At 61.5% G+C, this 14,259-nt stretch carries 4 protein-coding genes; 1 reads left to right on the forward strand and 3 read right to left on the reverse strand.

From position 1 onward, the window contains the following. Positions 1-182 precede the first annotated feature (182 nt). A complete protein-coding gene (locus ACEN83_RS21735; RefSeq protein ID WP_495578398.1) occupies positions 183-11,132 on the reverse strand; it encodes a peroxidase family protein in 10,950 nt (3,649 codons plus the stop codon). Between the two features lie 298 nt (positions 11,133-11,430). Next, positions 11,431-11,772 (reverse strand): hypothetical protein, encoded by a 342-nt coding sequence (locus ACEN83_RS21740; protein ID WP_495578399.1) that lies wholly within the window; start codon positions 11,770-11,772, stop codon positions 11,431-11,433. A gap of 72 nt (positions 11,773-11,844) precedes the next feature. On the opposite strand from ACEN83_RS21740, the gene ACEN83_RS21745 reads away from it, so the two are divergent. Next, entirely contained in the window at positions 11,845-13,353 is a 1,509-nt protein-coding gene (locus ACEN83_RS21745) for a sensor histidine kinase (RefSeq protein WP_495578400.1), read from the forward strand. 45 nt (positions 13,354-13,398) lie between these two features. Here ACEN83_RS21745 and ACEN83_RS21750 read toward each other — a convergent pair whose 3' ends face one another. Continuing rightward, positions 13,399-14,109 carry a response regulator gene (locus tag ACEN83_RS21750; protein WP_495578401.1) on the reverse strand — a complete coding sequence of 237 codons (711 nt, stop codon included), beginning with the start codon at positions 14,107-14,109 and terminating at the stop codon, positions 13,399-13,401. Positions 14,110-14,259 lie beyond the last annotated feature (150 nt).

Here is a 14,259-nt window from a genome sequence, read left to right on the forward strand (position 1 = left end):
GCCGTCCCGCAACAATGCGCGGGCCCAACCAGGAGTTCGATTCCAACCTGCTTTAGTGAGCTCCAGTACGCTGCTGCCCCCCCCCGATGCCCATTGGGCAATTGAACGGAATGAGAAAGGGAGGGCATCCAGTGCCCTCCCCTCCGTCTTCCACACTCCCTGCGACAGGACTTGTCAGGACCTCAAGAGGCCAGGATGAAGTCCGAGGCCGTAACGGTTGTTGCGTCGGCCACACCTACCAGGGTGATGGAGTCAGCGCCGAAGTTGACCAACGTATCCGCACCGAGATCGACGACGTTGACGCTACTGCCAAAGGTCGCTGCCGTGATGTTCAACGAGGCGATATTGAGCAGATCCTGACCGCCCGCCGCGTCGGTATCGAAGCCGACGATCCGGTCATTGCCGAAGGCCGCTGCGAACACGAAGATATCGTTGCCAGTGCTGGCAAACATCGTGTCGTTGCCGGCACCACCCGTCATAGCGTCGTTGCCGGCACCGCCATCGAGGATGTCGTTGCCTGCGCCGCCCAGCAAGGTGTCGCCGCCGTCAGCGCCGTTGAGGGTGTCGTTACCCACCCCGCCGCTGATGACGTTGTTCGACGCGTTGCCGGTGCCGACGAAGTTGCCAACGCCGGTGAAGATCATGTGCTCGACGTTGGCACCCAGTGTGTAGCTGTTGAGTGTCGTCTGTACGGAGTCCTCCCCCTCACCCGCCGTCTCGACCAACAGGTCTCCGCTCGAATCGACGTGGAAGGTGTCGTTGCCGACGCCACCGACCATCCGGTCATTGCCCGCACCGCCAATGAGGAAGTCGTTGCCGGTTGCACCGAGCAAGGTGTCGTTGCCGTCAGCGCCGCTGATGGTGTCATTACCCGTCCCGCCGGTGATGACGTTGTTCGACGCGTTGCCGTTGCCGACGAAGTTGCCGATTCCGGTGAAGATCATGTGCTCGACATTGGCACCCAGCGTGTAGCTGTTGAGTGTCGTCTGTACGGAGTCCGCACCCTCACCCGCCACCTCGGTCACCAGATCCCCGGTTGAGTCGACGCGGAAGGTGTCGTTACCGACGCCGCCGACCATCCGGTCATTGCCCGCACCGCCCATGATGAAGTCGTTGCCGGCTCCACCGAGCAAGGTGTCGTTGCCGTCAGCGCCGTTGAGGGTGTCATTGCCCACCCCGCCGGTGATGACGTTGTTCAGCGCGTTGCCGATACCGACGAAGTTGCCGGTTCCGGTGAAGAGCATGTGCTCGACATTGGCGCCCAGCGCGTAGCTGTTCAGCGTCGTGAGTACGGAGTCCGCTCCCCCACCCGCCGCCTCGGTCACCAGGTCCCCGGCTGAGTCGACGCGGAAGGTATCATTGCCGGCTCCGCCGACCATTGCGTCATTGCCCGCACCGCCAGTGAGGACGTCGTTACCGACACCACCGATCAATGTGTCGTTGCCGTCACCGCCGTTGAGAATGTCATTACCCACCCCACCGGTGATGACGTTGTTCAGCGCGTTGCCGTTGCCGGTGAAGTTGCCGGCGCCGAGGTAGATCAGATGCTCGACATTAGTGCCCAGTGTGTAACTGCCCAGCGTGGTCTGTACCGAATCCTGACCCTCGCCCGTCAACTCGGTCACTACGTCCCCGACTGAATCGACGCGGTAGGTATCGTTGCCGGTTCCACCCGCCATCTGGTCATTGCCCGTACCGCCATTGAGGAAGTCGTTGCCCGCGTCGCCATTGAGGATGTCGTTGCCGCCCAAGGCGTTCAGGATGTCGTTGCCAGCACCTCCGCTGGCCACGTCGTCGCCCGCCGTGCCGGTCCATACGTCGACACCGGCGGTACCGACAAACACATCACTGACCACTGTCGTTGCAGCCGAGGTGACTCGCTCCAGTGTGCCGAGGTCATCGGTGTAGCTGGCGACGACACGCAGTTGCTGGCCGACCTGTGCCTGGTCGGGCGTGAAGGTTGCGCCCGTCGCGCCGGCGATGTCGGTAAAGATCGCGCCGCTCCCCACCTGCCACTGATGGGCAATCACCGAGGTCGTGGTCCCGTTGGCGTCGGTGAACGCATCCGTAGCGGTGAGTACCGAGCCTTTCGCCGGGGTCGTATCGCTGATCAGCACCGTTCCGACCGGCAGGACATTGACAGTGCCGGTACCGGCCGGCGCGATCGGTGCGGTGGGCGCCGAGAACACCTCTTCCAGCACGCCATTGGCGTCCCTGTAGACTGCCCTGACGCGCAGGGCCAGACCCGCTGCCACGACGAGTTCCGGGATAGCCGGTACGGCGCCGATGAGGGTCGCCGGTGGTGGGACCCTGAGTTCCGAGCCCACCGTGACAGTCGTGCCCTCTGCGCGCGCGACCTCGCCGGCGGCAAAGAAGGTGATGTCTTCGAAGACACCCGAGCCCGGGCGCGCTTCGAACTGCCAGAAGTAACTGATCGGCCCGGTGATCGCGCCACCGGTCGCGGTATTGTTGGCATCGGTAATGTCAGCCGCCGATACCGTCAGCCGCTGGCCGACGGAGGGCGTTGGATCGTCGATCCTCAGCGAACCGACTGGCTCCGCGTTCAAACCGCCGAGCACGAGCGCCTGATCGGAGAACTGCAACCGCTCGATATGGCTGAGGGTGTCGGTCCCGTCCCTGCCGGCGACACTGTCGGTGACCGTAAAGGTGCCGTTGACGTTTTCCACCACGGTGTAATCCGCCAGGTTGCCGGAGAACAACGCAGTGTCGAAGTCGGGACCGGTCGCCGTCAGGATTTCGCGCACGATCTGGAGCTGGCCGGGGTTATAGGTGCCGTTCAACATGAGCGGGACCAGGGGTGTCATGCTGTCGAAGGTAGCGATTTCCGGACCGGTGCCATCGATGTTCTGCCGCACGCTGATGCGCACGTTGAGCCACTTGTCGCCGTCAATCAGGTCGTCGCCGCCGCGGCCCTGGATGATGTCGCTGCCGGCGCCACCCAGGAGGATGTTGCCCCCGTCGAACTTGTCGTCGGCCGTGCCGGCGATGCCATCCGCGCCGTTACCGGCGCTGCCGACCAGGTCCCGCAGACCGCTGATCAGGTCGAAGTTGGTGAGCACGCTGCCCTTGGCGCCAGCGACGGCGAGCAAGTCGGCAGTGGAGTCATCGCCGCTGAGGAAGTCGGCATGGGCCGATCCCGACAGCCCTTCCACCAGGTCCAGCCGGGCAAGGATCGACGCGTTGGAACCAGGCACCGCCGGTTGATCGAAGAAGCGCAGCCTGGAGTTGAGGTCCATGGTCACGCCGCTCGGATCATCCTTGTAGGTCGCCCAGTCGTACCCGGAGAACCCGATGAAACGGTCCGCCTCGCTGGGACTGCCGACCATGATGTCATCGCCGCCCTCCCCGTCGAAGTTGTCCGGTCCGCCATCGCCCATGAAGACGTCGTTGCCATTGATCGGATCGTTGCCGAAGGGGTCGAAGTTGTCACCGGCAACGCCATCGGCGGATCCGCCCTGGATCCAGTCATCGCCTTCGCCACCGCGCGCGAATTCGTTCGCCTTGCTGCCGAGGATGAAGTCGTTACCCAGGCCACCGCTGGAGTCAGCCGCGTCTTCACCGGTGATGATGAAGTCCTGGCCGGCCTGGCCGAGGATCAGGTTGAGGCCGTTGCCGCCCTGGATGACGTCGTTGCCGTCCTCACCGTGGATGACATCGTCGCCCCCCATGTCGGTGATGATGTCGTCACCGGTACCGCCAAGGAGTTGGTCGTTGCCGTATCCGCCATCGATCCGGTCGTTACCGCCATCGCCGTAGACCGTGTCGTCGTCCGAGTCACCGGCTATGAGGATGTCGTTGCCGGCCGTACCGCCCAACACGACCGTATCGGCACCGGTGTAGTGCAGGTAGTTGGTATCCGGGCCCGTTGTGTTGGGGTTGTCGCGGATCACCAGTGGCGTGAGGAAGTCAGTGCGCGGTGAGCCAATCGGGTGGTCCGACGGACCAAACGGATCGGCATTGGCCGGCAGATCGTCGGCGGTGCCGACAATGCCGTCGGGTCCGGCAATCACACTGGGGTTGTACTGGTTCGCCTGGTTGACCTCCAACGTGTAGGCCGGCGTCAGGAAGACTCTGGCCGAAAGGTGTGTGGCATCGGTATTGGCCATTACCAGCGAGGCGAACGTGTTGTTCTCCAGTTCGGCGCCAAAGTCCATCGAGGCGGTGCGCTCCAGATAGTAGAAGCGGTCACCGTCCTGGAGTTTCTCCATCTGGTTCTCGAAGACGAAGTTGAAGGTCGAGCCGAGCATGCCGCCAAAGGGCATCTTCTCCTCGGCCAGCCCGCCAACCCAGAAGTCGACCGCATCCAGGCCGGTGATGGTCACATCGTCTGCCGTGTGCAAAACGCCGTCCGTACCCGCGGTGCTGGTCCAGGCGCCAGTGCTGTTGAGGAAGTCGATGCGATCGGCCGGCGCCCCCGCACCGCCGAGCACCAGCAGCGAAGCCGCTGCGCGCTTGTCCGCCAGCGTAATGGCATCGGTGATGCTCGAATGCGTGCCATAGGCGGCGATGAAGTTGATCAGCGATTCCGGGTGTTTTATGTGCTGCACGAAATCAGCCCAGCTCGTGTAGGGCTTGAGCTCTGCGTCGCCGGTGGGCCCATAGAACTCCCGCCGCGCCGCGTTCAGGGACGGAACGCCGGTATCGCGGCCACGCGCCAGGTTGATGGCGGGCAGATCGAGCGGCAGGCCCAGCAGGTTGTTGCGCAGGGCTTCGGTAACGAACTCATCGATCTCGTTGCCGACCTGGCGGGTCACGCCACGCACGATGGCACCGGCCGCCTCTTCCGGAGTGGGGCCGCTGCCCGCGAACTCGAGCGGGTTGAGGAAGGCCTGAATCAGCCCGATATCGCTCGAGGCAAAGTTCGGATCGAGCCGGTCGACCTGCTCCAGCAGCATCGAGTGCCCGAAGCGATAGACGGTGTGTGCGAACTCGGCAACGATGCTCGGATCGATCGCGGTGTCGTACACCTGGCCCGGGGCGAAGAAGGGATCGACCATCGGCTGGATGGTCCGCGCGAACTCCTCGAACACCAGGTGCTGGTACTGCATCTCGGTACCGAACTTCGCCGTCTGGAACAGGCGCTCGCCGTTCCAGTCCAGGGTCGAGGTGTCGGCGGGAACGGCAGTGACGGGCGTCAGCAGCCACTCGTTGAGGAACGACACATCGCCGCTTGCCGCTGTCGCCAGGACCACCTCCTTGGTGTGATCGACCAGGCGGTTGTGCTCATGGTGGAAGATCGAGTGGACGGTGGTCAGGCCGATGTTCTCGTTGACCCGGCCGTCGCCGGCGATGTAGTGCGCGTCCAGCAGTTCGTTGTCGTAGAAGCCCGGCGCAGGCGTACCGCCAACGACATTGTCGGCATCGGGCAGGAGTGCCGCGCCGGTCTGGTCGTCCACCGGAACGGCGGTGTGCGCAATGTCGTTGAGGAAGGCATGGCCAGTGCGCGCGGCGTTGGCCAGGCTGATGGGCGCCGCCGGATTGCCTTCAACGAGCACATCGTCGGCCGTGCCGGCAATGCCGTCCGGGCCCAACATCACCACCTGAGGGAAGCCGTTCGGCCCCTTGATGAAATTGCCGTAGGCGTCGGTCGCCAGCAGCGGCACGTTATCGAAATCGGCATCGGTGAGATTGATCCCGAGCAGATCATGGGCTTGCGCCTTGACCACCTTCCAGGTGGCCATGCCGCCGATCTGGACGTCGTCGGCAGAGCCGAACACGCCATCGGCGCCCAGATCACGATTTTCGATCAATTTGCCGGTGGCCACCGGATCGCCCGCTGCGTTGAGCTCATAGGCACGCAAGAACACCTGGTGCGAAGGATGCGAGCTGTAGGTCTGGTTCTGGTCGACAAACGGCGAGGTGGTGTTGGTGTTCTCGTGGATGTCGTCGGCCGTGCCCAGGATGCCATCGGGGCCGGGCTGATTGGTGGCGCGCGTCAGCACCATGAAGTTGGTCGGGCTGCCGGGCACGAACAGTGGGTCATCCGGCTGCAGCGGAATGAACACGGTGCCCGAACCGCCCTTGGTGACGAGATCCAGGCCATGGTCGAAGAACTGGCCGAAGAAGGTCATCCATTGGTTGAAGGGCGCGGTCAGGGCCGCGTCGGGACTCACGTTCGGGTCGAAGAAGGTCTGGAACGTGCTGCCGTCGGTGCGGGTTCCGGTCACCACCTGCGCGCCGGCCTTGAGGACATCGTCAACCGTGCCGAGGATGCCATCCAGGCCAGGGTCGAAGGTGGCCGCGACCGCTGCCGGGTTGTTGGCGGTCTGGTCGACGATCAGGTTGCTGATGGTGCGCGGTTGCGAGTCGATCACCAGGCCGCTGGTCTGGGTGTAACTCGTGCCGGCGTCGGCCGGGCGGAAGTCCGGCGTGGTCAGGCGCGGGAATACATTATCGGCGGCACCGAACTCGGGATGAAGCAGGTTGTTTTCCGTCCCTTCGACCGTGCGCAAACCGTAGGGCACGCGTATGTTCGGCAGCAGAGAAACCAGGTTCTCACCGGCCGCGTGGTGTTCGGCTATCTTGATCTGGTCAAGGATGAACGCCAGGTCCGATTGCGTGTAACGCACACCGTTGCTCGGGGCACTGGTCTGCGGATCGATCAGCGAAGGCGCTGGTGCGGGGGCTGGCGCCGCGGCCACTATTGCCGTGGTCGGTGCCGAGAATACCTGCTCGGTCACGCCATGATCGTCCGCATAAATGCCTTTGACGCGCACGGCCAGGCCGGCAAGATCCGGGGTCACCGTGAGCGTGGGCGCGTCAGCTCGGGTAAATCCGATACCGATGCGGCCTGGCCCGAGGATGATGTCCTCGAACACGCCCGAACCCGGTGTCGCTTCAAACTGCCATATGTAACTGATCGAGTTGTGGATCGCCCCGCCCGCGTTGTCGGCATCGCTGAGGCCTGCCGCCGACACGGTCAGCGTCTGGCCAACGGTCGGCGCGGTGTTATCCACCGTCAGCGCACCCACCGGCTCAGCGTTGAGCCCGGGCACGAGGACCATCGACTGATCGGAGAACTGCAGCCGTTCGATGTGGGTGAGACGGTCGGTTTCTTCCTTGCCGACATTGTCGGTCACGCTGACGATGTCGTCGCTAAAGTCGAGCGCCGTGCCGTTATCGTTGACGGAGACGGTGTAGTTCGCCAGTGGGCCCAGGAAGTTGACGGTGTCGAAGCCACCCACGCCCGGCAGGATCTCCCGCACGGCGACGAGCTGGCCCGGATTGTAGGTGCCGTTCAACATCAGCGGGATCATCTGCGTCATGCTGTCGAAGCTGGCGATCTCCGGCCCGGTGCCATCCAGATTCTGATGCACGCTGATGCGCACGTTGAGCCACTTGTCGCCGTCGATGAGGTCGCTGCCGCCACGGCCTTCGATGATGTCGCTGCCATCGCCGCCGAGGATGATGTTGCCCGCGCCGAACTGATCGTCGGCCGTGCCCCCGATACCGTCGGCTCCGAAACCGGCGCTGCCGACGAAGTCCCGCAGGCCGCTGACGAGATCGAAGTTGGTGAGGATGCTGCCCCTGGCCGTGATGTTGGCGATGATGGCCGCGTTTTGTTCATCGCCGCGCAGGAAGTCGGAGAAGGCCGACCCCGACAGGCCCTCCACTTCCGCGAACCGGTCATAGACCGCATCGGGCGATTGCCCTACTGCACCCACGATATCGCCCGCCGCATTGGGCACCGCGTGATAGGGGCTGAAGAAGGGAACGACCATGTCGACGGTCACGCCGTACTTGTCATTCTTGTAGGTGGTCCAGTCGAACCCGGACATGCCGTCCATCTTGTCCTGGGCATCGCTGGCGACGAAGACGTCGTCGCCACCTTCACCGATCATTTCATCGAATCCGCCGGTGCCGATGAAGATGTCGTTGCCGGGCACATCGTCGGTCAGAGTCGGGCTCATGTTATCGCCGGGCGCACCGTCCTGGGTGCCGCCTTCGATCCAGTCGTCGCCTTCGTTGCCGGTCGGTGCGAGGTTGACCTTGGCGCCGAGGATGAAGTCGTCGCCCGCGCCGGCGAAGGTCATCGTGATGTCTTCGGTGGTGATGATGAAGTCTTTGCCAGCGCCGCCGAAGACCAGGTTGTTGAGACCGAAGGTCGAGTTGCCGGCCTGGATGACGTCGTTGCCGTCCTCGCCGCGCAGGGTGTCGCTGCCGCCGATGTCGGTGATGATGTCGTCGCCGGCACCGCCAAAGACGTTGTCGTTGCCGTAGCCACCGTCGAGCCGATCGTTGCCGGCGTCGCCATAGACCGTGTCGTCGTCCGAGTCACCGGCAATGAGGATATCGTTGCCGGCCGTACCGCCCAGCACGACCGTGTCGCCGCCGGTGTAGTGCAGGTAATTGGTATCGGGGCCCACTGTGTCGGGGTTGTCGCGGATCACCAGCGGCGTGATATGGTCAATCCTTGGTGAGCCGATCGGGTGCTCCGACGGGCCAAACGGGTCGGCGTTGGCGGGCAGATCGTCGGCCGTGCCGACGATGCCGTCCGGACCGGCCACCACACTCGGGTTGAATTGCTGCGTCTGGTCGACCTCCAGGGTGAAGGCCGGTGTCTGGAATATGTTGGCCGCCAGGTGTGTGGCGTTGCTGTTGAGCATCACCAGATTGGAGAACGAATTGTTCTCGAGTTCAGTGCCGAAGTTGAGGCCTGCGGTGCGGGCCAGATAGTACAGGCGGTCGCCGTTCTGCAGGTTTTCCAACTGGGTTTCGAAGACGAAGTTGAAGCTCGAACCCAGCAGGCCGCCAAAGGGCATTTTCTCCTCGGCCAGGCCACCGATCCAGAAGTCGATGGAGTCCAGGCCGGTAGTGGTCACGTCATCTGCGGTGTGCAGAATGCCGTCCGCACCGGCGTTGCTGGCCCAGACACCGGTACTGTTCAGGAAGTCCAGGCGATCGGCCGGGGCCGTGGCGCTGCCGAGCACCAGATCCGCAGCCGCGGCGCGCTTGTCCGCCAGCGTCGTAGCGCCAGTGATGGTTGAATGCGTACCGTAGGCGGCGATGAAGTTGATCAGCGATTCCGGGTGTTTCATGTGCTGCACGAAATCGGCCCAGCTCGTGTAGGGGGTCAACTGGCTGTCGCCGGTCATGTGGTAGAACTCACGCCGCGCCGCGTTCAGCGACGGGATGCCGGTTTCGCGGCCGCGTGCCAGGTTGAGCGCCGCAAGGTCGAGCGGCAGGCCGACCAGGTTGTTGCGCAGAGCGTCAGTGACAAACTCGTCGATCTCGTTGCCGACCTGCCGTGTGACACCGCGCACGATGGCGCCAGCCGCCTCCTCCGGCGTGGGGCCGCTTGCAGCAAACGCAAGAGGGTTGAGGAAGGCCGCGATCAGGCCGGTCTGTTGATTGCCAGGGTCAACCGGATTGCCATCGCCGACGACATTGAAGTTGGGGTCGAAACGATCGACCGTCTCCAGCAGCATCGAATGGCCGAAGCGAAAGACCGTGTGCGCGAACTCGGCGACGATCGCCGGATTGACGGTGGTGTCGTTGCCCATAGGCGCCAGGAACACGTCCACTTGCGGCTGGATGGTGCGCGCGAACTCCTCGAACACCAGGTGCTGGTACTGCATCTCGGTGCCGAACTTGGCGGCCTGGAACAACCGCTCGCCGTTCCAGTGCAGGCCTGCGATGTCGGCCGGCGTCACGGGCAGCGCGGTCACTTGGGCGTCGGGCATCAGCCACTTGTTCAGGAAGTCGAGGTCGGCGGAGGCCAGCACTGTCTCCTTGGTCTGGTCAATCAGCCGGTTGTGCTCACTGTGGAAGATCTCATGCACCGTGGTCAGGCCGATGTTCTCGTTAACGCGGCCATCACCGGCGATGTAGTGCTTGTCGAGCAGTTCGTTGTCGTAGGTGCCGGGGGCTTGCGGGCCGCCAATGACGGTGTCCGCGTCAGCCGTCAGACCGCCGGTGGGGTCGGCGCTGTGGGCAATGTCGATGAGGAACTGGTGGCCGGTGCGAACAGCGTTCGTCAGGCTGATCGGCGCGGCCCGGTTACCCTCGACCAGCACGTCATCGGCGGTGCCGGCGATGCCGTCCACGCCCTTCATCACGACTTGGGGGAGACCGTTGGGCCCCTTGATGAAGTTGCCGTAGGCATCGGTCGCCAGCAACGGTACGTCGAACACGTCTGCATCGGTCAAGTTGATGCCGAGCAGATCACGGGCCTGGGCCTTGACGACCGCCCAGGTGGCCATGCCGCCGATTTCGACGTCATCGGCAGTGCCGAAATGCCCATCGACGCCCAGGTCACGATTGGTGATCAGCTTGCCGGTGGCGACCGGATCGCCCGCGGCGTTGAGCTCATAGGCACGCAGGAACACCTGGTGCGACGGATGCGAGCTGTAGGTCTGGTTCTGGTCGACAAACGGCGAGGTGGTGTTGCTCTGCTCGTGGATGTCATCGGCGGTGCCCAGGATGCCGTCGGGGCCAGGCAGATTGGTGGCGCGCGTCAGCACCATGAAGTTGGTCGGGCTGCCCGGCACGAAAAGCGGGTCGTCCGGCTGCAACGGAATGAACACGGTGCCGCTGCCGCCCTTGGTCACGAGGTCAAGGCCATGGTCGAAGAACTGGCCAAAGAACGTCATCCACTGGTTGAACGGCGCGGTCAGGCCCGCGTCCGGCGTAATGTTGGGGATCTGGAAGACGGAAACGTCGTCGGCGGTGCCGAACAGGCCATCCAGGCCTGGGCTGGTGACGACCTGTGAATCCGGATTAGCCGCTGCGGCCGCGACCGCCGCCGGGTTGTTGGCGGTCTGGTCCACGATCAGGTTGCTGATGGTGCGCGGCTGCGAGTCGAAGACGGCACCGCTGGTCTGCAGGTAGGAGGTCGGCGTGGTTCCGCCAGGGTCGGCGGGCCCGAAGAAGCCGACCGGCTGGACCTGCGCGGTATTGAACACTGGCGTCGTCATGCGCGGGAAGAAATTGTCGGCGGCACCGAACTGTGGATTGGCCAGGTTGTTGTAGATGCCGGTTACGGTGCGCAGGCCGAAGGGGACTTCTACGTTCGGCAGCATGTCTATCAGACTCTCGCCTGCCGCATGCCGTTCGGAGATGAAGATTTGTTCGAGAATGAACTCTAGATCGGACTTGATGAAGCTGGCCATGGCTGTTTCCTCGATGCTTGGCAATCAGGAAACCACACGCATAAAACACCGCTGCAAACGCGTGGTTTAGTGCTGAACCCCATAAACAGAAAATCGAAAATTGCACGACGGGACCTGGTACCACGGCCGCACCGAACCCTTGCCCGATTGCGTGCAATCAGCAGTGCTCGACTGAGGATTGATTCCCCGTGACAACCGTATCTACAGGCGGGTATTGCGTCTCAAGGAGGCGACGGCCCATGAACGCAGGTCGAATAGAAGGTGTGACTTGCTAATGGCCCCGTCACGTATCGGGGCTTTATGCATCTGTCCATGGAGCACTCTCAGGCATGGGGGGCTTGTCACAGATGCCACACATCCAGCGATCAGAGTCCGGGACTTCCTGAGGGGTGATGGCACGGTTCTGCGTCCATGCGGCTTCGTCAACAAGCCTTTTATCCATGAGAAAACTGGCATCGACTACGAATTGACTAGTATGTATGGGAGAGTGGTTGCTCACGCCTGCTGGAGGCGTCAGGAAATCATTCAAACCATTGGTTTGGTTTTGATTGAGCTGAGCACTATGGGTAATAACCCCAGGCTGTTGTGGCCGGAAGTAACGATTACCCAGTCTGTTTGAGAATCTTTTTAAAATACTCATCGCGCCTCCCGCCCTCAACCTCAAACACCAGTTTTACACTCCATTGAAAATGAGTATTGAAGGGCTACCCGGATGTGTACAGAGACGAAAGCCCAGCCAAATTCCGAGACCTTGGTCAACGAATCGGATCAGACCTTGGTCGAATCGGACCCTGGCCTAAAGTCCCATGGCACAGGGCCCGGGAGACCGGGCAGCGGTGCGAAACTGCGCCATTTGAGCCGCTCAACCCAGTTCGTGATCTGCGCCACAATCATTCTGGGCTTGACCATGACGTTCGTTGGCAATCTCGTAAGCCAGAGCATCGAAGATGCAGCGGTTCAAACGGCGGCAGAGACGGGCGCGCGTTACATGCAGAACTTTCTCGAACCTTTCGTCCAGGAATTGACCACGGCAAAGGAACTCCCCGATGAAACCATTCAGACCATTGACCACCTGCTGTCCAGCACCTCACTCAGTACGCATGTTGTCTCGGTGAAGATCTGGTTGCCGGACGGCATGATTGTCTACAGCACCGACAAATCCACGGTGCAGAAAACCTTTCCGACAGAGGAGATCTCACAGGCGCTGACCGGCAAGATCCATACAGAGTTCGACAATGATCCTGGAAGTTATGCGGTGGACGATATTGAAGATGCCTTTGAGCGAAGCCTGAATATTCCGTTCTATGAAATATTTGCTCCACTGCGCGAAGCGGGTACTGGAAAGATTATTGCGGTGGGTGAGTTCTACGAAACCGCGGAGGCGTTACAGCGCGAAATCAATAACGTTCGCAAGAAAGTGTGGGCGATTGTCGGGGCAGCAACGACAGCCATGATTTTACTGTTGTTTTTTATCGTTCGGCGTGGTGACAAGATAATAAAACTGCATGAAACAGCACTTAAATGGCGAATGGATGAGCAAACCAGATTGCACTCAAACAATGCCGCCCTTCAGCGCAAAGTCACTAAAGCCAATCGCGAGTTCTCCAGAATCAATGAACTTACTCTGCGGCGGATCGGGGCCGATCTGCATGATGGTCCTGCCCAGCTGTTGGCACTTATTCTCCTTCGCCTTGAAGAGCTCGAATCTTCGGAAGGCGCCTCGGATGTAGAAGCCCTGGAAATGATCAGGCGTGCCGGCGAGGATGCTTTAAACGAAGTGCGGGAAATATCACTTGGCCTGGCACTTCCGGAAGTCAATGACCTGACCCTGCACGATGCCCTGGTATTGCTGGCCGAGCGGCACGAAGAGCGAACCGAGACGCAAGTCGAGCTGCACCTTGGTACGCTTGCGGAGGATGTACCGATAGCGCTTAAAATTGGTATTTACCGCTTCGCTCAGGAAGCGTTGAACAATGCCTATGTTCACGCCGGGGGAAAAGGCCAAAAACTCAGCGCCTCGCACTCTGAAGGATTGCTGGAAGTGCAAGTCGAGGATGCGGGGATGGGTATTTCAACCGAGAAACCGAGTGTGCCAGGTCGAGGCAGAACTCGTCTGGGTCTTGTCGGCATGCGCTATCGCGTCGAATCCCTCGGCGGCGTATTCAGCATTGAATCGGCTCCCAATGCCGGAACCAAAGCCAGGGCGCAGTTCAAAATCTGATAACCCGTACCAGATTGATCGTTGCGCCCAAGTCACCGCAAGCGCTTATGGCTCGTTATTCGACTTCCTGTTGTCATTCCAGTCGCGGCGTTGAAGAGCACCACACAGGCTGGATATATGGTCACTCTCCCAATGCCGTATCACTGCAGCCACCGCCTGCGTCCGGTTACGAACGCGCAGCTTGTACATGACATTCGTCATGTAGTGCTTGATGGTCTTCTCGCAGAGCTCAAGCTTGATAGCCACCTCGCGGTTGGTCAGGCCCTTCGATACCTCTCGGATAACCTGTTCTTCGCGATGGGTCAGCTCGACCTTTGGCTTGTCACCCGCATTCTTTCTGATATTGCTCAACAGCCTGCCGGCAAGTTTAGGGGTAATGAAGGTTTCACCTCCGGCAACATTTCTGATGGCTTGCACAAGCTCAAGACCGCTGATGCCTTTCAACGCATATCCCTGCGCGCCCGCTTCGAGAGCGGAATAGGCGTCCTCGATGGACTCGGATACCGTCAGCATCAATACTTTAACGGCCGGTGAAGACGCCGAGATCGCTCGCACGGCAGCAAAGCTGTCGCCCGGCATATTGACATCCATCAGCAAGACATCCGGAGCAAAACGAGCGGCTATTTCCATGGCATCATCGGCAGACCCGCCCTGCTCGACCACCTGAAAGTCAGCTATTTTCTTCAGCGCCATTGTGACCCCATCCCTTAACAGTGGGTGATCGTCAACAATGCCAATCTTGATCGTGGGACTCATAAGAAGCTCCTCATGAGAGGCGATGGAGCTCAAGGTTGATGTCGCATGTTTCATTTTTCACCCCTCGCGTCCGGCCGAATCCGGCAAGCCCTGGCGTCTCCATGATGTCCGGGACGACGGCTGTTTCGGGTGCCTGAGGTGGTGCAACAA

Source organism: Pseudomonas sp. Pseusp49 (assembly GCF_059491875.1).